This window comes from Companilactobacillus sp. HBUAS56275, from assembly GCF_036913655.1.
GTDB classification, from domain to species: Bacteria; Bacillota; Bacilli; order Lactobacillales; family Lactobacillaceae; genus Companilactobacillus; species Companilactobacillus pullicola.
Map to the genome: position 1 here is coordinate 61,659 of NZ_JAYKKK010000003.1, position 21,719 is coordinate 83,377.

The 21,719-nt window shown below is 36.7% G+C and carries 18 protein-coding genes; 7 read left to right on the forward strand and 11 right to left on the reverse strand.

Features of this window, described 5'->3' with window-relative positions:
• Positions 1–19 precede the first annotated feature (19 nt).
• Positions 20–616, forward strand: coding sequence for a DUF3862 domain-containing protein (locus U8526_RS06835; protein WP_334341212.1), 597 nt, complete (start codon positions 20–22; stop codon positions 614–616).
• 114 nt (positions 617–730) lie between these two features.
• Positions 731–1,915 carry a site-specific integrase gene (locus tag U8526_RS06840; RefSeq protein ID WP_334341213.1) on the forward strand — a complete coding sequence of 395 codons (1,185 nt, stop codon included), beginning with the start codon at positions 731–733 and terminating at the stop codon, positions 1,913–1,915.
• Between the two features lie 245 nt (positions 1,916–2,160).
• Here the strand turns inward: U8526_RS06840 and U8526_RS06845 are convergent, their stop codons facing one another.
• From U8526_RS06845 to U8526_RS06875, 7 genes are all read right to left on the reverse strand, one after another.
• The gene (locus tag U8526_RS06845; protein WP_334341214.1) at positions 2,161–2,949 is read right to left on the reverse strand and encodes an alpha/beta fold hydrolase; all 789 of its coding nucleotides are present in this window, start codon (positions 2,947–2,949) and stop codon (positions 2,161–2,163) included.
• An 88-nt stretch (positions 2,950–3,037) separates the two neighbouring features.
• Entirely contained in the window at positions 3,038–3,655 is a 618-nt protein-coding gene (locus U8526_RS06850; protein WP_334341215.1) for a malonate decarboxylase holo-ACP synthase, read from the reverse strand.
• Positions 3,649–5,307: a biotin-independent malonate decarboxylase subunit beta gene (mdcD, locus tag U8526_RS06855; protein WP_334341216.1), complete on the reverse strand. Its 1,659-nt coding sequence runs from the start codon at positions 5,305–5,307 to the stop codon at positions 3,649–3,651. Before mdcD ends, U8526_RS06850 begins: the two co-directional genes overlap by 7 nt.
• Complete coding sequence (locus U8526_RS06860; RefSeq protein ID WP_025085080.1) at positions 5,297–5,593, reverse strand: malonate decarboxylase subunit delta; 297 nt, start codon at positions 5,591–5,593, stop codon at positions 5,297–5,299. The genes mdcD and U8526_RS06860 overlap by 11 nt, the downstream gene beginning before the upstream one ends.
• Before the next feature lie 14 nt (positions 5,594–5,607).
• Positions 5,608–6,402, reverse strand: a complete 795-nt coding sequence (locus tag U8526_RS06865; RefSeq protein ID WP_334341217.1) for a triphosphoribosyl-dephospho-CoA synthase — start codon at positions 6,400–6,402, stop codon at positions 5,608–5,610.
• Between the two features lie 3 nt (positions 6,403–6,405).
• Positions 6,406–8,046, reverse strand: coding sequence for a malonate decarboxylase subunit alpha (mdcA, locus tag U8526_RS06870; protein ID WP_334341218.1), 1,641 nt, complete (start codon positions 8,044–8,046; stop codon positions 6,406–6,408).
• A gap of 3 nt (positions 8,047–8,049) precedes the next feature.
• Entirely contained in the window at positions 8,050–8,949 is a 900-nt protein-coding gene (locus U8526_RS06875) for an ACP S-malonyltransferase (RefSeq protein ID WP_334341219.1), read from the reverse strand.
• A 134-nt stretch (positions 8,950–9,083) separates the two neighbouring features.
• On the opposite strand from U8526_RS06875, the gene U8526_RS06880 reads away from it, so the two are divergent.
• The 4 genes from U8526_RS06880 (at position 9,084) to U8526_RS06895 (ending at position 13,695) form a co-directional block, all read left to right on the forward strand.
• On the forward strand, positions 9,084–9,959 hold the full coding sequence (locus U8526_RS06880; protein ID WP_334341220.1) for a LysR family transcriptional regulator: 876 nt from the start codon (positions 9,084–9,086) through the stop codon (positions 9,957–9,959).
• 314 nt (positions 9,960–10,273) lie between these two features.
• On the forward strand, positions 10,274–11,398 hold the full coding sequence (locus tag U8526_RS06885) for an acyltransferase (protein ID WP_334341221.1): 1,125 nt from the start codon (positions 10,274–10,276) through the stop codon (positions 11,396–11,398).
• Between the two features lie 102 nt (positions 11,399–11,500).
• Positions 11,501–12,088, forward strand: a complete 588-nt coding sequence (locus U8526_RS06890) for an ATP-dependent Clp protease proteolytic subunit (protein ID WP_334341222.1) — start codon at positions 11,501–11,503, stop codon at positions 12,086–12,088.
• A gap of 212 nt (positions 12,089–12,300) precedes the next feature.
• Positions 12,301–13,695: a DHA2 family efflux MFS transporter permease subunit gene (locus tag U8526_RS06895; RefSeq protein ID WP_334341223.1), complete on the forward strand. Its 1,395-nt coding sequence runs from the start codon at positions 12,301–12,303 to the stop codon at positions 13,693–13,695.
• 35 nt (positions 13,696–13,730) lie between these two features.
• Here the strand turns inward: U8526_RS06895 and whiA are convergent, their stop codons facing one another.
• From whiA to rapZ, 3 genes are read right to left on the reverse strand one after another with little or no spacing between them, the layout of a single operon-like run.
• Positions 13,731–14,666 (reverse strand): DNA-binding protein WhiA, encoded by a 936-nt coding sequence (whiA, locus tag U8526_RS06900; protein WP_025085089.1) that lies wholly within the window; start codon positions 14,664–14,666, stop codon positions 13,731–13,733.
• Positions 14,666–15,700 (reverse strand): gluconeogenesis factor YvcK family protein, encoded by a 1,035-nt coding sequence (locus U8526_RS06905; protein WP_334341224.1) that lies wholly within the window; start codon positions 15,698–15,700, stop codon positions 14,666–14,668. The genes whiA and U8526_RS06905 overlap by 1 nt, the downstream gene beginning before the upstream one ends.
• Positions 15,687–16,601, reverse strand: a complete 915-nt coding sequence (gene rapZ, locus U8526_RS06910; RefSeq protein ID WP_334341225.1) for an RNase adapter RapZ — start codon at positions 16,599–16,601, stop codon at positions 15,687–15,689. The genes U8526_RS06905 and rapZ overlap by 14 nt, the downstream gene beginning before the upstream one ends.
• A 127-nt stretch (positions 16,602–16,728) precedes the next feature.
• Between rapZ and U8526_RS06915 the strand changes: the two genes are divergently transcribed.
• Positions 16,729–18,744, forward strand: coding sequence for a cation:proton antiporter (locus U8526_RS06915; protein ID WP_334341226.1), 2,016 nt, complete (start codon positions 16,729–16,731; stop codon positions 18,742–18,744).
• Between the two features lie 103 nt (positions 18,745–18,847).
• On the opposite strand, the gene uvrA is transcribed toward U8526_RS06915, so the two are convergent.
• A complete protein-coding gene (gene uvrA / locus U8526_RS06920) occupies positions 18,848–21,718 on the reverse strand; it encodes an excinuclease ABC subunit UvrA (RefSeq protein ID WP_334341227.1) in 2,871 nt (956 codons plus the stop codon).
• Position 21,719: the final 1 nt, after the last annotated feature.

Here is a 21,719-nt window from a genome sequence, read left to right on the forward strand (position 1 = left end):
TTATAGGAGGAGATTCAAAATGAAGAAAAGAAGTGTAGTTTTAGGATTAATTACAATTTTATTATCCACAACGGCTGTGGGATGCTCAGGTGGTGGTTCTTCATCAGGAAATAGTTCGAATAGTAATTCAAGTGCATCTTCAAAGAAAGAAACTGGTATCACATTAGATCAATTCAATAAGATTACTCTTGATGAAAATAGCGGTACTTCTCTTGATGACTTGAAAAAGGAATTAGGCAAACCATCTTCTACTTCAACAAGTACTGTACAAACACAAACTGTTGATTTAAATACCTGGTCAAAAGGTTTAGGAAGTTCTTTAGCAGTTGGCTTCTCAAATGGACACGCAATTAGTAAGCATATTAGTAGTTTAAAAGTTAATAGAAAAAATAAAATCACCTTGGATTCATTTGGTCAAATCCAAAACGGACAATCTGAGGATGATGTAAAGAATACTCTTGGAGATCCTAATGGTATTAATATTTCCACATTAGCTGGAACTACAATTACTATTCTTACCTATACATCTGGCGTTAAAGGAAGTTTGGGTGCTAATGCAACAGTTACATTAACTAACGGTGCTGTTAGTGGTGAAAGTCAAACTGGATTGGAATAATCCGAAAAATAAATGAGTCTAAACTGTAGGCTTATTTATTTTTCAAAAATTTAAGGAGGTGATGCCTGAATTACTTTCTCAATTTTGCTCCCACGCGAAATTAGGAGAAATAAAATGAGTTCAATAACAAAATATGAATTAAAATCTGGAAAAACGCTTTACCGCGTTCAGTACACTGTTGGCCACGATCCATTGAGTGGCAAACCAATCAGAAAATCAAAACGTGGTTTCAAGAAGAAAACTGAAGCAAAGCTTTGGCTTTCAAAACAAATTGTTGAGATTGATGAACATGGTTACAGCGAGGATAAGGATGTAAAGTATTCTAAAGTTTATGATTACTTTCTTGATTCTTACAAAAATACAGTTAGAGAAAGCACGCTCAATCGTGTTAAAGGACTGTTTAAATATCACATTCTTCCTGTTTTTGGGAAAAAATCTATTAAAGATATTACTCTGCCGATGTGTCAAGCAGCAGTCAATAATTGGTCAAAAGAACTTGTAGATTTTAAGAAAGTGGCTAACTATGCCGGCTTAGTTTTTAAAACCGCTATGAAGTTAGAGATAATCTATTCTAATCCGATGGCTTTAACCACATTTCCAAAAGATGACCCAAACAGGCACAAGGCTGAAAATGACAAGTTCTGGGATAAAGAAGAATTAGGTACTTTCTTGGGACAAGTCAACAAATATTATTCTGGCAAAAATAAAAAAGCCATTGCCCTGTTTAGACTGATGGCTTTAACTGGTGCTAGAAAAGGTGAATTGCTGGCTTTGCGAATTAATGATTTTGATTATCAAGAATGTTCAATTATTATCAATAAAACTGTGACACGAGCTGTGGATAATAAGCAAGTGGTCGGTTTGCCTAAGACTTCTAAAGGCAATAGAAAACTATACTTAGATCAAGACACCGCAAATGTTTTGAACGATTGGATAAAAGAATTAAAGCTTGAGTTATCGGTTTTAGGTTTTAACCACATTAGAGATAATCAATTGATATTTCCAAATAGGGATAACAGACTTCTTTCACTTATGAGACCAAACAAATGGATGGATGCCGTCATTGATTCTTACAATAAGGGCAAAAAAGGTAGCTCTAAGCTCAAAAGAATTACTCCACATGGAATTAGACATACTTGGGCAACAATCGCCTTAGAAACTAATAAATTGACTGTTAAACAGATTCAAGAGCAACTTGGTGATAGCGACGCTTCTATTGTTCTTAACACCTACTCGCATGTTACCAAACAAGCAAGTAAGAATACAATACAAGAATTTAGCCAATATACTGGCTTTTAAAAAAATGAGTCACGAGATGAGTCACAGGAAATTTTAGTACTTTGTGAACCTAGAAACGCAACCGTTTCAAGTGTTTCACAGGCTATAGGTATGAACTCCCACGTGGCGCATAAATTGTTTCACAAAGTCTTAACTACAAGTGTTGATAATTCAACATTTAGTCTGTTTTTTCTCTATAACAAGAATTATTTCAGACAAAAGCAAGATAATCTTTCGGGTTTTACATCCTAGATTATCTTGCTTTTTTATTTTCTACGACTACTGAAGACAAAATGCCGTAAAACCTGATTAAACTCATCAGGAATTTCAGCCATAATGTCGTGTCCTGTATTATTCATGACAAAACTTTTGATTTTGGGATTTTCATCCTCTATCACCTTAGCAAAATGATAATCAAAGTAAGGGCTTTGCTTAGCAACTAGCAAGGTCACAGGTATTTGCGTGTTAATTAGCACTTTCCGCCAATCTTTTTGAACGTGATCAAACAATAGAGATAAATTTCCTTCTCTATCAAACGGACAAATACTTTTAGCCTGATTCAAATCACCAAAAATTCGATTATCCAAACCATGTAAAGTTTCATGAATATTATTTTTTTGAACCAATTTAGTTTGAAAATTATCGGTAGTAATATCTTCAAAGCCATATGGCCAAGTTTTATCATTCAACATTTTAGGAGATTGATCGATACCCATGACCGCTCTGACATTATTGCTTCTTTGCAAATAAGCATAGCAGACACTAGCTCCCATTGAATGACCAATCAGAATTGGATCATCAAGTTTCAAAATGTTTATCAAAGTTTCCAAGTCATCCGTCAATTGTTTCAATGTCAGATTTTTATCTGTTCGTTGTGACCTTCCATGATTACGATGATCGTAGGTGATTACACGACAATGCATCCCCAGTAGGTATTCAACTTGTAATTTCCAAATCTCTTGGTAGCCGCCAAATCCTTCAACTAAAATAACCGGTTGCCCTTTTCCATAGTCCTGATAATTTAATTTTATACCGTCATTTGTAATGAATTCCATTTATACTTTGCTCGTTTCCACTATAAAACATAGCTATTTCAATCAAGAACAAAAAATCCACCAACCACTCTCAGATTGATGGATTTTTTTATTCTAACCAAGGGGTTTTCACTAAAATTGGATCACCTAAAGTCTTCATCATAATAGTTGAAGTGCTATTAGCGTACTCTTCCAATGAAAAGCCATTATTTCCCTGAATAACTTGTAAATCAGCATGAACACCAAATTGATTTAATCTTTTCAGTAATTCTTTTGCTTTTTGTTTATTAATAGAATGTTTTGGTATCCAGACTAAATCTAAATCACTCGTCATTTTAGCCGATGGCGTTTTGGTTGCCAATTCAAAACCAACACTGCCACTGATCCCCCAGTGATAATCTTGCAAAACTTCATTAATTTTTGGTAACGCCTCAATAGCTGGCAGTACTTGCCGTTCTAAAGCAACACTTTCCCAAGCTTTCTTTTCGACTAACTCATAAGGTGTAATAATTTCCAGCACGTCTTTAGGATCAACGTAAGTCGCAAAACGATGTTCCCGTTTCATCCCTCGTATGCCAACAGGAATCAGCCCCGCTTTCATAGGACTGCGTCTGACAACCACTGTTAAAGAATTTGGAAAAATAGAGTTAGCCCAGCTTGGCAATCCATCTGACAAAGCTGAAACAGTGTTGATTTTTAACAAGTCATGTGGATTAATTTCTACCATTGTTCATCAACTAGTTTACGAACCTTTAAGGTTGCCTTACGTCCACTTTCTTTAGCAATTGGTGTTTCATAACGGAAGTGAAGTGTTTCATCACCATTTAAACTATCGATAGCACCATCAATGATTTCATTGATTTTTGCAACATTTTCATCAGTTGCTTCCCATGAACCGATATCTTTAACTAATTTGTACAAAGCACCAAGTTTTTCATAGTTATCAATATCATAAGCCATGGCTGGAACATGTTTTGTAGCTTCTTCAAGTTCAGCAATTGTTCTTTGCGTAATACGGGCAGCACTAGCTTTTGACATAGCTTGAATAGTAATTGAATCATCATCCAAAGCAATCATCCGATTGGATTGTAAACCGTGAGCTAAGAAGCCACCGGAAACTGCATCACCAGGTATAAAGTCAATGACAGGATGTCCTGCTTGTCTAGCCTTAGCATAAGCTGCAGCACTAGAACCTAATGCAACGTGAATACCAATCAATTCTTCTTGATAACCGTAAGCTTGACTAGGAACATCGACGATTAGAATAATTGGACGTTTAACATCTTTATCCTGGTCCTCAGCAACCACTTTATTGATAACACTGGCAACGGCAAAGCCTTCTTGCAAACCTACTTCACCATTTCTAACACGTGGGAACTTGTTATCAGCATCAGGGACAATTGCAACATATTCCTTACCATCTTTTTGAGCATGCAAAACTGTAGGTACTGGGCTTGTAGCATTCTTGATACCAGTCATCTTTTCAAACCAAGCACGCCCACGACTCTTAGTACCTTCTTTAGAACCAGCTACGGCTTCGGGAATGTCATGTTTTGTTACTTCAACGTTCTTGTAAAGTTTATCGTAAGTTTCAATATCCAACTTCTTGCTCAAATCTAGTTGATCTAACAAACTGAGATAGAAATCAACATTTTCAGTACGATGAGCATCCTTTTTAGTCTTGATTTCATTAACGATTGAAGCCTTAATACTGTCAACTGTATCTTCAACAACTTCATCAACTAATCCCGTGGCTAATCTTTGTTTAGTACCCAAAGTATTCCAAATCAAATCTTTATCGCTAGAATCAAATTCACGTACACCAGCTTCTTGTTCGATAACTTCAGGTCCATTCAAAGCAATTCTGGCCTTATTAGTAGCAATCAAGTATGACAAAATCGAAGCTGTGATTGACATACCACCAAAGGAACCAACACGTCCTGGTACTAAGCCAATTACCGGAACGTATTTCTTCAAAGCAATAACCACATTTTGAATTTCAGAAATAGATAATAATCCATAGTTGGCTTCTTGTAGACGAACACCACCAGTATCCAAAACAATAATTGGATAAATTGTTTGACCATTTTTATTATCTTCTAAGGCTTTTTCCAAAGCTGCAACGATCTTGGCACCGCTGACTTCACCAATACCACCACCTTGGAATTTACCTTCGATAGAAACAACCAATACGTTATTGCCATCAATCTTACCTTTCATCAAAACAATTCCGTCATCACTTTCAGGAACAATGTTTTGAGGCTCCAAATGTGGTGAGATCATGTCATCAAGTGGTCCAACTATTTCTTTGGAAGTACCTGCATCTAATAATGAAAGCGCACGTTCACGTGCATGTAATTCAACAAAACTATTTTTCATCTTTTAGTTCCTCCAATGCTTGAGTTAAACGAAGATTAACAACTCCTGGAGTTGAACCAAAGTCATTAATTTCAATATTGGCTTGAATTGGATATCTATCAAAGAAACGTTTCAAGACATTTGCCCAAACTTCTTTGAAACCATCACTACCAGTTACGATATTAACTTCTGTTTTCTTGTCTGTTGGTCTAAAAATAACTTCGAGATCACCAGATGCAACTACACCGACATGAACTGGTTTAGCAATTGCATCAGTTGTATCGAAATTAAAATGTAATTTTTCCATTTTATGCTCCGTTTCTAATTTAAATGTTTTAAGAAGTAACTTGCAGCGAATAGATCTGCACAGCCACCGGGTGAAATATTGTATTTTTTAGTAAATTTTTGAAGGGTTTGAAATTCAGGATTATCTAACACAGCTTGTTTAGAAACCACGATCTGTGAAGACAACGTTTGAAATCTTTGTAAAACTTGTAAATTGCTTCGATAAACAACGTTGGTATCATTGACATTACTGTATAAAAGCAATAATCGTTTAAGCCACGTATCATAATCGTCTGCTTCTGGTTGGAAACTTAAGATTTTTGAAACATTGGCAAAACCACTTTGAGCCTCACCTTTAGCACCATTTAAAGCGTACTTCTGCTTGGTGATCATCCCATGTGTTTTCCTAGTTGTCTGGACATATTTATCAGGCATTCTCGACAACTTCTTAACGCCGGCAAAAATGGTTTCCAAATCATCTGTCTGCAAACTACTGATCACACTAACCAAAAGTCCCATACTCCAAATAGCCCCTTTGTGAGTGTTGACGCCATTAGTAGCTGCAAACATATCTTTTTCTGTCAAACGACCGATACGACCAATTTCTTCACGTAAAGATATATCTAAGGGATGTTGATAGGAAACTCGAATCATCTCTTCAAAACCAGCTAACAAGCTATCTGCGGATTTATAAAATAAGTCAATATCCATATCGGTATGAGAACCGTTAGATTGTGCATCAACCAAACCAGGCTTAGGTGAGAATGATACTTCCCATTTCAAAGCTGTTATCGCTTTTTGAGCCAATTTTAAATATTTAGTTTCAATCATTAATTATGACCAACTTCTGAATTTTGCAGGTGGATTGTAGAGTCCGTCAGACCACTTAACTAAGTCATCCATATTTTGAGCTGCTAATAGTGATCTCTTGGCTTCACTACGATGAACACCTAAATCTTCTGGAAGAGCAACGATACCTTTAGCACGTAATTCCTTTAATTGTTTAGGGTTACTTCTCAAACCAACTGGTGTGACACCGGCAATAGCTTCAATGGCGGCTTGTCTTTCGGCCATACTGTCAGTCTTGTACAGGTAAGCAATTCCTTCTTCAGTAACGATATGTGTTGTATCTTCGCTATAAATCATGATTGGCACATTAGCTAATTTAGCTTCTTTTTGGACTTCTTCAGCATCCAAATGATCAACAAAAACGGGTTTCTTATTGGAACCAAATGTTTCAACCATTTGTACAACTAATTTTTGACCCTTACCTAACGGATCATTGTCTGGACGCAAACTTTGCCAAGCTGGTGTTGAATGACGACGGCCATGCGGATTACTTCCCATATTAGGAGCACCACCGAAACCAGATAGACGACCATTAGTTACAGTTGATGAATTACCATATTTATCAATTTGCAATGTTGAACCAACAAACATGTCCAAAGCATATTGACCAGCCATTTGACCAAAGGCACGGTTGGAACGCATACTACCGTCTTTACCAACAAAGAAAATATCAGGACGATGAGCAATATAGTTTTCCATACCAACTTCGCCACCGAAACTGTGGATTGTCTTGACCCAGCCACTTTCAATTGCAGGGATCAAAGTAGGTGTAGGGTTAACTTCCCAGTTAGGTACAATCTTGCCTTTCAAACCAAGTTGTTCACCATAAGTTGGCAACAAGAGTTCAATCGCAGCAGTGTTAAAGCCAACACCATGGTTAACTGTTTGAACATTGTGTTTTTCATAAATTCCACGAATTGCCATCATTCCCATAAGGATTTGTAACTCTGTGACATTTTGTGGATCTCTTGTAAACAATGGCTCCAATTGATAAGGTTCGTCAGCAGGCACAACGATATCGACCCAATCTCCAGGAATATCGACACGAGGAACTTTATCAACAATTTCATTAGCTTGAACGATAACAATTCCGTCTTTGAAGGCAGCTGATTCAACGATAACCGGCGTCTCTTCTGTATTAGCACCAGTGTAAAGATTACCTTCACGATCAACTTTATCGGCGGCAACTAAAACGACATTAGGAATCAAATCAACGTATAGACGAGCATACAATTCCAAGTAAGTATGAATATCGCCGACCTCCATTGTTCCGTCAGCAATCATTTGTGAAATTCTAGTACTTTGTGGTCCAGCAAACGAGAAATCCAATTTCTTAGCAATACCCGTTTCAAAGATATCCAAATGTTCTGGACGTGACACACTTGACATGATCATATGTAGATCATGAACTTTTTCAGGATCAACTGAAGCCAAAGTTTCAGATAAGAAACTAGCTTGCTTTTGATTGTCCCCTTCCAAAACGACCTTGTCGCCTGGTTTAATAATGCTTTCCAATAATTCTTTAGCATTTTCTGTTTTAACTAATTTACCATCCAAAAGTGATGAAATACTTGCCATCTTGGCAGCTTTGTTATCACGGTTTTGGGTCCAACTTCTATTAGCCATTGATTATCCTCTTTTCCATTTTTCTAACAAAAATTCAATATCATCGAGACTCATATTTTTCATGGTGATAGTTCTAAAATCTGGGAACTTACTTTTGACCAATTTAGTAAAGGTTTGTCCGGGTTGAACCTCTAGTGTCGTATCAATACCTAATTCTGACGCTACGTCCATCATCGTGTCCCAGTAAACGGGATGAACAAGATTGTTGATCATATCGTATTTAACTTCGGTAACTTTGCGACTTGAGTGGCCATTATAGTTAGCCAAATAGGTACACTGCGGATCATGCAATTCTACTTTTGCCAATTCTTTCTCCAACACATCAGCAACTTTTTGCATTAACGGAGAGTGTGATGGCACCGGAACTTTCAATAGAACGGTCTTCTGGGCCCCATTTCCCTTAGCCAGGTCCAAAACTTTATTAATTCCAACCAAAGAACCCGAAATAACTGTTTGCAATTCCGAATTTTGATTAGAAGTAAAGACTGGTTGCTGATCATTATTGATTTGGGCCACCAACGTGGAAACTTCTTTTCTCGTTAAGCCAACAATAGCACCCATACCATATCCAGATGGATAGGAGTTTTGCATCTCAGTTGAGCGAATATAAACAATCTTGATTGCATCATCTTCACTAATAACTCCTGCCGCCACAGCAGCTGCAAAGATTCCTAATGAATGTCCGGCAACAGCATCAGGTTTTTGTTTGATTGCTTTTAATTGTCGAATATTAAACAGTTGCAATAATAAAATCCCTAACTGGATCTGAATCGAATCTTGATAACTCTCTGCAGTATCTTTCAATTCAACTCCAGTTAGATCCTTTACTCGTTGAATCATTTCCGATGGAATTTCACTTAACATCCCACTTCTTTGGCCGCCTTGGCCTGGAAATATCCACAAGGTTTTGATAACTAATCACCTCCAACAATCCTTCTTATTGATCTCACAGATTCAGTATAAGTGTGGATTCATAACATGTATAATATATAAAAAGCAAGATACTTAACCATTTGGTTATGAATGGAGTGAAAAGTATGAATCTGAATCAATTAACTTATTTTGTGGTTGTTGCTAACCAGGAGAGTATTACTAAGGCAGCTAAAATCCTCTACGTTTCGCAACCCGCTGTCAGCAAGACTATCAAGCAATTAGAGGATGAATTGAGTACAAAACTCTTTGATCGAACTGGTCGGACTTTAAAATTGAATCGAGCCGGAAAACTGTTTTATAGTTACGTCAACGATAGTCTAGAGGAATTAAACCGTGGCATTTCAGCCGTTAAAGGTGGTCTCGATCAAACCCAGTATCCGATTTCCCTATTAATGGAAGTTGCCTCGCCTTTTATCCCCACGATTGTTACCAATATTCAAGAAAAATTCCCCAACGTCAGATTGAATATTGCTCAACATAACGTCAGGGAAACTGATTTTAAACAATTTGATTTTATTATTACCAGTACACCTTTACAGGGATTAACTAATGTTCCAGTTTTGAAAGAGGAAATCTTCGTTGGCTGGAATATCAATTACGGTTACAGCCAACATTTTGTTAAACCTGAAGAACTTGTTTCAGAAAAATTGATCGGTCTTTCATCTAATAATCCTTTACGTATTACTGTTGATAAATACTTTTTAAAACGGGATATTACATTAAATTACAAATATGAGGCTGACGACCCTGCCACTGTTCGAGGAATTGTTGAAGCCGGTGTTGGTTTGAGTTTCATCCCTTCAGTCACTTGGCAAACCATTAGTTCTAAAATACAACTGGCACGTTTAACGCCTGATCCATTGCAACGAACAATTTATCTCTGTTCACCACATAAAAATTTAACCAACATTCAACGGGAAATAAGCAATGAACTTATTTTAATTTTCTTATCTTTCCAAAGATCAGAATTAAAAATCTAGTTTTTGAATAGTGGAGACTTACCGTCCTCCACAAAAATTGGGAATGCTGTTGGAACGCTATGGGCACGGCTTGAAGTTAATCATTTTGCACTTCGTGCAAAATGATTAACTTCAAGCCGTGTCCACTACGTTCCAGCGGCCCACAGATTTTCTACTACCAACGGACATACTTAACTTACATCAGTTGACACGATTCGTATTTATATCTGAATAACAACCCAAAATTTAGTTGCAATTATTTGAATATGAGAATATATTGAATCTAACGATTTCCTTTTGTTGATCTCACAATTTTACAAGGGGAGATTTATCACATGAAAATAAAAAAAGACACTACGCTCAAAGCCGACATAGGTGACTATATGAAGGTTTTTGCTTGTACTGCCGTTATGATGCAGACTGTACTCAGTTTAGTTTTATCAACCAATCCCAGTTTTAGTTATCAAACTCCAATCGGAATTATTTACAATTTGGTGAAGTTTACAGCTCCAGCCTTTATCTTTGGTATTTTATATACCACAACGAGAACTACTAACGAAAATACTTGGGGAGATTATGGTGGATACATGAGAAAGCAATGGTCTGCTCTTTTTGTACCTACAATTTGGTGGACTCTAGCTTACCTACTGATTTTTCCAAATGTTCAACAAGTTAATAAGTTCAATAGTTTTGGATCGTTCTGTTGGCACTTTATCAATGGTAATGCTGCACCTCATTTGTGGTATAACACGATGATGCTGCAATTCATTATCTTAATGCCAATATTTTGGGCTTTAGCTCATTGGGTTAAAAACAATAATATTCGTGGTATTATCACAATTGCTTTGACTGTTGTTCTCTTTGGTGCTTGGATTCTCTTCTATGATGTTCAAGTCTTCCACGGTCCACATGAACAAAGTTGGTATTTATTAGATCGAATCTTCATTAGTTTCGTAATTTATGGTATCTTCGGTGTTCTAGCTTGGATGTTTCGTGATAAATTTGAAAAGTTTATCAAAAAAGCTTTTCCTATCTTAGTAATTTTAATTATTGCTGTCTTTTATTGGACCAACCGCGAATTGTTTGCTTTTGGTTATCCAGTTAAATTAAGCAATGCTCCATATTACAAACCATCAATGACTCTATATGCTTTATTGGTTATTGGATTGGTGGCAGCTTTAGCCATTCGTCACATCAATACTGACTCGAAGGCTTTACCTGTTTTCCACTTCTTAGCTACTTATGCTTATCGGGCCTACTTATCTAACGTCTTCTGGCTTCAAATCATCTGGCGTCTAGGCAATAATTTTCTACCTCAAATTAATCCTATCGCAACCATTATTATTTGCTATTTGTTGACTTGGATCTTATCATTTACTTCTGCATATACTTTCCATATTATCTGGTCAAAAATCAAAAATATGATTGCTAAACCTGCTGGTCAAGTCGAAACTAAATAATTATTTTTATTTCTTGAGCTTTGTTTGTTGACCCAATATTAATAGTATGCTAAATTAGCACTGTGCTATTAAGAGTGCTAATTAAAAACAGGAGGCATTTTAATGTTAGTTCCTACAGTTATTGAACAAAGTTCTCGTGGCGAACGTGCCTACGATATTTACTCAAGATTATTAAAAGATAGAATCATTATGTTATCTGGTGAAGTTAACAGCCAAATGGCTAATACAGTTATCGCCGAATTGCTATTCCTCGATGCTCAAGATTCAGATAAGGATATTTCCATGTACATCAACTCACCTGGTGGTTCAGTTACTGACGGATTAGCTATCATGGACACAATGAATTTCGTTAAGTCTGATGTTCAAACAATTGCTACAGGTATGGCTGCATCAATGGCCAGTGTACTATTGTCATCAGGTACAAAGGGTAAGAGATTTGCTCTTCCAAATTCAACTGTTCTTATTCACCAACCATTAGGTGGCGCTCAAGGACAACAAACAGAAATCGAAATTGCTGCTCAAGAGATCTTGAAGACAAGAAAGAGATTGAACCACATTTTGGCTGACAACTCTGGTCAAACATTCGAAAAACTTCAAAAGGATACTGATCGCGATAACTACATGACAGCCCAAGAAGCTAAGGATTATGGTTTGATTGACGAAATCATGACAAACAAAGCTGGCAAGTAGAGATTGTAGCAAATCGCAGGTTATCCTTGCGCGGCTCATTTTCACTATTCAGCATAGAACATGATCACCAAAAAAGACCTGGACAAAACGTCCTGGTCTTTTTTTATTTAATCACCGTTGAAAGCGCTCTACACCAGCCATTCCATTGGACACCAATTTTATTTTAGTCTATCCTTAAATTGTTCTTAGATTAAACAAAAGGGGTCTTTTTTATGAATAAGGGCGAAATCAAAAATAGCCTGGCTCGGAAGTTATTCATCATAACTTTATTATCCGGGACCTTTACAATGTCGATCAGTCAATCTTCACTTTCAACGGCTTATCCGACATTGATGAAATTCTTTGGCGTAACAGCACCAACGATTCAGTGGTTAACAACCGGTTTTATGTTGATCATGTGTATCATGATGCCGATCAGTCCATGGTTATTAAATAATTTTTCGTTTAAAAAAATTTTTCTCAGCGTCGTTAGTATCTTTGCAATTGGTACTCTAATAATTATCGTTGCACCAAACTTCCCGATGGCAATGCTAGGAAGAGCTTTAGAAGCTATCGGTGTTGGTGTTTTATTCCCATCATTCCAGTCAGTTCTAATGACTATTACACCGGAAAATAAACGTGGAGCGACAATGGGATACGCTGGTCTAGTTATGGGATCAGCTTTAGCTTCAGGTCCAATTATTTCTGGTATTGTTCTAAACTTTTTACAGTGGCAAGGATTATTCGTTATCTTCTTGTTGATCATGATTGTGATCTTCATCAGTGCACTATTCAATATTAAGGACGTTATGCCACGTCACAAAGCTAATCTTGATCTTATTTCAACAATTTATTTACTTGGTTTAATCGGCTTACTATACGTCGTTAACCAAGCTGGTAGCACTAGAAGCTTTTCAACTAATCTAATTATCTTATTGGTTATCAGTATTATTTTGACGATTCTCTTCATACATCGTCAATTAACCAAAGAGAAGCCTCTATTAGACTTAAAAGTTATGAAAAATTTCAATTTTGATTTAGCTGTTTTGTTAACTGGTTTTTCATATATTTCTTTGATTGTTGTAACAATCATCTATCCACTCTATTATCAAAATATTTTACACGTTTCTGTTCTAATGTCTGGTTTAGCATTAGTTCCACCAGCTATTGTTTTAAGTATTCTCAATCCACTAACTGGTCAATTAGCTGATAAAATCGGTTTTAAAGCTACTTTGATTTCAGGAATGTCAATGATCGTCGTTGGTTGGTTCCTACTCTTCATTCTCCACACCAAACTCGGAATGCTTCCAATGATTTTGATTGCTATCTTGATTGAGGGCGGAAATGCCTTCGTTATGATGCCTGCTACAACTTTAGGTGGTAATTCATTATCAGAAGAATTAATTCCTCATGGAACAGCTATTATTACAACTGTCAGACAATTACTTGGTTCATTAGGTGTTAGTCTTGCCACCTTGATTCTGGTTACTACCAACCAAAAGCACCACTTACCTGCTAACAATGGACTAATTGGCTTCCAAAATGTTTTTGCTTTCTTCTTTGGCATGGCAGTGCTTGGCTTTATTTTTGCATTATTAATTAAAAATAATAAAAAACGTAACGCATAAAAAAAGACACTAATTCTGAGAATTAGTGTCTTTTTTTATACTCTGGCCGTCTCAGCCAATTCATTTAATTTACGCAGACGGTGATTGATTCCTGACTTTGAAATAGGACCGCTTGGGACCATTTCTCCCAATTCCTTTAAAGAAACTTCAGGGTTTTCTAAACGTAAAACTGCGATTTCACGTAATTTATCAGGTAAGGAATCCAATCCTACCGTTGCTTGTAAATGTTTAATATTGTCGATCTGACGTTCAGCTGCTGCAACTGTTTTATTAATATTGGCATTTTCGCAATTAACCAAACGGTTAACTGAATTTCTCATATCTCGAACAATTCGAATGTCTTCAAATTTAAGCATTGAATTAGTTGCTCCAATCAATTGGAGAAAATCAGCAATCTTCTCAGCTTCCTTGAGATAAACAATATAGCCATTACGACGTTTAGTTGTACGAGCATTTAAATGAAAATAGTTCATCATTTGAGCGATTCCTTCATTATGTGTTTCATATAATGAATAAATTTCCAAATGATATCGAGAAGTCTCAGGATTATTCACACTTCCGGTAGCCAAAAAAGCTCCTCGTAAATATGAACGCATCCGTTGATCCTCATTTAACACTTCCTCAGGTACATCAGTATTGATTGATAAACCTGATTCATCTAAAATATCCAAATCTGTGAGAACACGATTAGTATCATATTTTAGACGTACAAGATATTGATTATTTTTCTTCAATTTCATCTTTTTACGCACAAGTAGCTCTGATTCAATTCCATACTTTTGCTTAATCAAAGAAAAAATTCTTCTTGCAATAGCGGCGTTTTCAGTTTGTGCGGTTAAGACGAAATGATGATTCTGTAAACTTAATGAGCCATTCATTCTTAATAATGCTGACAATTCTACTCGAGCATGCTCAGGATGGACAACTAATTTTGTGAGTTCTTGCTTGACCTCACTTGCATATGAAACCACTAACGTCTCACCTCATTTTTTCTATTACCAGATTGTAAGGATAAATTAATAATCTCCTCAGCAACCTTTTCACCATCATGGAATGCTCCCTTATCATGCAGTGATAAGAAGTCATCTTGAATAACCTTGCATCCCATTTCTCTTAAACTTGGAAAATCAGTTTCCACCTGATTGACATACTCGTCATACTTTTTGTGATCCATATAACCTTCAGGAATCTTTCTCGTATTAACCAATACAGTATCAATAAAGTTTCCACCTAAATGGCGGTTTAAAACTCTTACGTGATCAGCATCAGTAAAGCCTTCAGTTTCACCAATCTGTGTCATGATATTACAAATATAAACAACTTCGGCCGAAGTCTGTTTAACAGCTTCACCGATATCTTTAATCATCAAGTTAGGTAGAATACTTGTAAATAAACTACCAGGTCCTAAAACAACCACATCAGCTTGCATAATAGAAGCGATGACTGAAATAACTGACTTTGGTTCTTCTTGCGGATCATCAGAATCAGTAACCCAGACACGTTTAACATGTTTACCTGAATGAGTAATTTCATGTTCACCAGCCAATTTAGTTCCATCAGTAAATTCAGCGTGCAATGTCAATTTAGTATTGCTTGCTGGGAAGACATGACCATCAACTTTCATCATCTTAGATAGTTCTTGAACAGCGTCAAAAATATTAGGCGACATCTCAGTTAAAGCGGCAATGATTAGATTACCGATCGCATGACCTGAGAAGAAATCATCATTACTCTTAAAGCGATATTGGAAAACATCCATGTCTACTTTAGGTAAATCAGACAACGATGCTAAAACATTTCGAATATCCCCAGGAGGGACAACATTAATGTAGTCACGAATAATACCAGATGATCCCCCATCATCGGCTACAGTAACGATTGCAGTAATATCAGCATCCATTTTTCTTAAACTACTTAGTACAACTGGTAAACCAGTTCCCCCACCTATAACAACAACTTTTGGACGACGTCCTTTAACAACTCGAACTATCCTATTTTCGGCCATCTTCGATTACCTTCTTTTGAGATTTTTCCATGTCACGATGAGTTATATCAACGTAGTACTTCTTTTTCAGATCAGTACCAAGACGTTGAGCAATCGCAACTGATCGATGTTGACCACCAGTACAGCCAATTGCAATTGTTAAGCTAGTTTTACCTTCTTTTTCATATCCAGGAATAATATCCTTCAACAAGCTAGAAAACTTATCGTAGAAATTCTTCGTATCTGGATCATCCATAACATAATCATAAACAGGCTTATCTATCCCTGTTTGTGTTTTTAATTCTTTAATATAAAATGGATTTCTTAAAAATCTGACATCCATTACAATATCGGCATCAATTGGCAAACCATACTTAAAGCCAAATGACATTACTTCAATATGGAAAGTTGGTACTCCCGTTGACTCTTGAAAATTATCAAAAATTTCTTCACGTAGTTGACGTGGCGTCAAATCGGTCGTATCGATCTCAACAGATGCACGACCTCTGATCTCTGAAAGGAGTTCTCGTTCTTTTTCAATGCCATCAAGTAATCGACCCTCCATTGCAAGAGGATGACTACGACGAGTCTCTTTGTAGCGAGAAACTAACTCTTCATCTGATGCATTTAAGAAGAGAATCTTCATATCAACTTTTTGGTGCTTTTCTTGTTCATCTTCGTCAACTTGTGACAACATTGAGAAAATTTCGTCATAAAAAGCACGTGATCTAATGTCGACAACTAAAGCTACTTTTTTAATTGTTCCTGATTCATGAACTAATTCCCAAAACTTAGGAAGCAGATTAGGTGGCATATTATCAATACAAAAATAACCTAGATCTTCAAAGGACTGCATGGCAACAGTCTTACCTGCCCCACTCATCCCGGTTACTATAACTAAACTAAGTGTATCTTTTGCCATTTTTCACCTCACATTCTATATAAGCATACCATAACAAGCCAGGCGTGTCACTTTTGGCAATGGAAAGATAAAAATATTTTTTATAGCCGATTTGCGATAAAATTAAACCAATTAGAGGGGGAAATTTATGAATACAGTTTTCTTAGTACTTTTATTAGTCGCGGCCGTGGTACTTGCCAACATTGTTCAATGGAAATTCAATAATATTCCAATCGCATTTATCCAGATTGGGGCTGGACTACTATTGTCATTCTTGCCTTTTTACAAACATTTTGAGTTGGAGCCGGAAATCTTTTTACTTGTTATTATTTCGGCACTAATGTTCAATGACGGGCAACACACCAGTTTATCAAGACTAACCCATCAAGTCGGTACCACCTTTTCTCTGGCGGTTGAATTAGCAATTATTTCTATCCTAGCTGTCGGCTTTGTGACTCACCTGATTATTCCTAGCATGCCGTTAGCTCTAGCTTTTGCTTTAGGAGCAATCATTACACCGACCGACGCAGTGGCCGTTGGTTCTATTACAAATAATATGTTAGTCCCCACCGAAGTTATGGGTACACTTGAAAACGAGTCACTTTTCAATGACGCTTCCGGTATCGTGGCTTTAAATCTAGCTATCAGTGCTGCTGTCACTGGTCAATTTTCTTTATTGAACGGAATTGGTAACTTCTTCTATGTCTTCTTTGGTGGCATCATTCTAGGAGGAATTCTAGGTGTTATTATCGTTTCTATTCGTTTGCGTCTGATCAACATGCACGTTGATGCACCTTCAGTCATGGTTCCTTTTACCCTTTTAACACCTTTTGTCGTTTACTTGATATCTGAAGCTGTGGGAGTTTCAGGAATTTTGGCAGTGGTTGTAACTGGATTAATGCACGGTATTCAACAAAACCGTCTGCGTTTAACTAGTTCTCGTCTCCAAATCGTGATGAACAGTACTTGGAATGTCTTCTCCAGTATTCTTAATGGAATCGTCTTTGTTCTATTAGGGATGTCCTTACCAAGCGTTATTCAAAACTTACATCAACACGACGCTAGTTCCGTTGGCATCCTGTTTGGAGTAGGAATTCTACTTTATATCGTTATGACTGTTTTACGGTATTGTTGGACTAACTGGGATTTTGCTCACATTCGTGCTTGGGATAAAAAGGAAAAACACGCTAATAGCATCGTTATGGCATATAGTGGCGTTCATGGAACTATCACTCTAGCAATGGCCTTTTCACTTCCATTAAAACTCAATGGTCAGGCCTTTCCATATCGAAATGACATTATCTTTGTTGCCGCCGTTGTTATCTTAACTAGTCTATTAGTCCCTACGTTAGTTTTACCCAAATTATTGCCACATCAAGTTTCCAAATACACAGAAGATGAATTAGCCAATATTAAAGGCCAGATGGTCGACAACGCTATCGTTACCTTACAGACACATCACGACAATTCTACTAGTATTGGTCGCGTAATTAACATTCTCGATGGTCAACGAACTGTGGATGGGCATGTGGACAAAAATAAATTAGCAATTATCTTTGATAACTGTTTCGAACTTGAACAACAGACTATCGATGAAATGTTGGGTAATGGTGAAATCTCAGAGCAAAGTGCTGATCTCTATATGAGAGTAGCTCGTAGAACTGTCTTACAATATCAGAGTAGTTTTCGTCAGAGAATTTCACTTTTCTTAAGATTCCATCTTGTGGAAAAAATCTCTTTGACTAAAACTGCTCGAAAACGTCGTAAAATGTATCATAAAATGAAATTAAAACGTAAGAACATCAACCGTCAACAGCTATTAGATCAAAATCGAAAGCTATGGGATAAAATTGCTGAAGTCGAAAAGAAACCTTATGCAAAAATTACCAGCTATCTCAATCAAAGTTTAGTTAACGACAGTGCAAATAATCGAGAAATCGGTATTGCTCGTCGAGCTTATGATGAGAGACATCGTCGTTTAGTCGGTCGTGATCATTACGAAAACGATCAAAATGAACTTTTAATCGAGGCCTTTCAACAAGAAAACACCTATATCCAACATTTGATTTCTACTAAAGAAATTAGCCGTGAGTTAGGTGGAGCTCTCTATGAACAAATTTCTACCGATCAATTAGTTTATCTACAATCTTTAAATGAAGAATAATCTGAAAGTAAAAAAGCAACATCTATTGGGATTTCACAATACACAGATTTATGTGCGCTGTGAATCCTTAATAGATGTTGCTTTTTATTTTTAGTTAAATTATCTATTCAATTTCACTTTGTTCTTTACTCGCATCTTTTGTACGTTCAGTATCTCGTTTTAAAACTGGTTTCAAATACTGACCGGTATAACTATCTTTTACCTTAACTAGATCTTCAGGTGTACCAGTACCAACAATAGTACCTCCACCTTCGCCACCTTCAGGCCCAAGATCAATCAACCAATCAGCAGATTTAATAACGTCTAAATTATGCTCAATAACTAAGACCGTATTACCTTCATCTACTAAACGTTGTAAGACTCCTAAGAGACGTTTGATATCATCAGTATGCAATCCTGTTGTAGGTTCATCTAAAATGTAGAAGTTTTTACCATTAGACTTCTTATAAAGTTCTGAAGCCAACTTCATTCTTTGAGCCTCACCACCAGATAACTGTGTAGCTGATTGTCCTAATGAGACATAACCCAATCCTACATCTTGAATTGTTTGCAACTTACGCTTGATCTTTGGAATATTGCTAAAGAAGTCCAAGGCTTCAGAAACCTTCATATCGAGTACTTGTGCAATATTCTTGCCCTTATAAGTAACTTCCAAAGTTTCTGAATTATAACGTGTTCCATGACAAACTTCACATGGCACGTAAACGTCAGGTAAGAAATTCATCTCAATCTTGATGATTCCGTCACCACGACAATTTTCGCAACGTCCACCTTTAATGTTAAAGGAGAATCTCCCCTTCTTATAACCACGTAATTTTGCTTCATTTGTTTGAGCAAATAAATCACGGACATCATCAAAGACACCCGTATAAGTAGCTGGATTACTTCTTGGTGTACGACCAATTGGACTTTGATCAATTGCAATCACTTTTTCCAAATTCTCGTAACCAGTAATCTTCTTATATTTACCAGGTTTTTCAGAATTATGATTCATCTTTTGAGCCAAAGCTCGCTTCAAAATCATGTTAACCAACGTAGATTTACCTGAACCAGAAACTCCAGTCACAACGGTAAATTTACCTAATGGAAACTTAACATTTAACTTCTTTAGATTGTTTTCTTGAGCACCAAAAACTTCAACAGACTGACCATTACCGGCACGTCTTTCCAAAGGAACTGGAATGAACTTTTTACCAGCTAAGTACTGACCAGTTAAAGATTTAGCGTTTTTTTCTACTTCAGCTGGAGTTCCGGCAGCTACAATCTGACCACCATTTTCACCCGCTCCAGGTCCAACATCAATCAAATAATCAGCTGCACGCATTGTATCCTCATCGTGTTCAACGACAATCAATGTATTGCCTAGATCACGCATCTTCTTCAAAGAACTGATCAGACGATCATTATCACGTTGATGTAGACCAATTGAAGGCTCATCCAAAATATACATAACTCCAGATAGATTCGAACCAATTTGAGTTGCCAAACGAATTCTTTGAGCTTCACCACCAGAAAGCGTTCCAGCGGCTCGTGATAATGACAAATATTCCAAACCTACATTGATCAAGAAGCTAAGACGGTCCTTAACTTCTTTCAAGATTGGTTGAGCAATAACGGTATTTTGTTCACCAAACTTAACTGACTTAAAGAATGGTAGTTCATCTTTGACCGACATATCAGAAACTTCAGCAATATCCTTGCCCTCAACCTTTACGGCCAATGCCTGGCGATTCAATCTCTTACCATGGCAAACTGGACACTTCAATTCAGTCATATACTTTCTCATAACTTCACGAGTAAAGTCACTGTTAGTCTCATGATAGCGACGATTAATATTAGGAATAACCCCTTCAAATGGAACATCGACATCACGAACACCACCAAAGTCATTCTCATAATGGAAATGGAATGTTTTACCATCAGAACCATTTAGAATAATATCTTGATCCTTTTTAGGCAATTTTTCGAATGGTGTATTCATATCAATACCAAATTCTTTAGCAGCTTGAGCTAACATTTCTGGATAGTATTGGGAACTGATTGGATTCCAAGGTTCAATTGCCCCTTCAGCCAAAGTCTTAGTCCTATCAGGAATAACTAGATCCATATCAACTTCTAGTTTGATACCTAAACCATCACAATTCTCACAAGCACCAAAAGGAGCATTGAATGAGAATAAACGAGGTTCTAGTTCGCCGACTGTAAATCCACAAATTGGACAAGCATTCTTTTCTGAGAAAACCATCATATCCGAACCGATGACGTCAACATTCATATAGCCATCAGAAAGTCGTAAAGCTGCTTCTACTGAATCAAATAAACGTGACTTAATATGATCATTAATAACAATACGATCGACAACGACATCGATATCATGCTTCTTATTCTTATCTAGTTCAATATCTTCGCCAACATCATGAATCTCGCCATCAACACGAATACGAACGTAACCTTGTTTCTTAATTTGATTCAAGGCTTTTTTATGTTGACCACGTTTAGCACGAACAACTGGTGAAAGAATCTGTAATTTAGTTCCGTCATCCAATTTCAAAATGGCATCAACCATTTGTTGAGCTGATTGACTAGTAATTTTAGTTCCATCATTAGGACAAATAGGTGTCCCTACACGAGCCCACAACAATCGTAAATAATCATTGATCTCGGTAACTGTACCTACAGTTGATCGAGGATTTTTAGATGTCGTTTTTTGGTCAATCGAAATAGCTGGACTCAACCCATCGATTGAATCAACATCCGGCTTATCCATCTGGCCTAAAAATTGACGAGCATAAGAAGATAAACTTTCAACATAACGTCTTTGGCCCTCAGCATAAAGCGTATCAAAAGCTAATGAACTCTTACCTGAACCTGATAAACCAGTCATTACGACAAGTTTATCTCTAGGTATCGTTACATCAATATTCTTTAAATTATGTGCACGTGCACCATGAATAACAATTTTATCATTTAACATA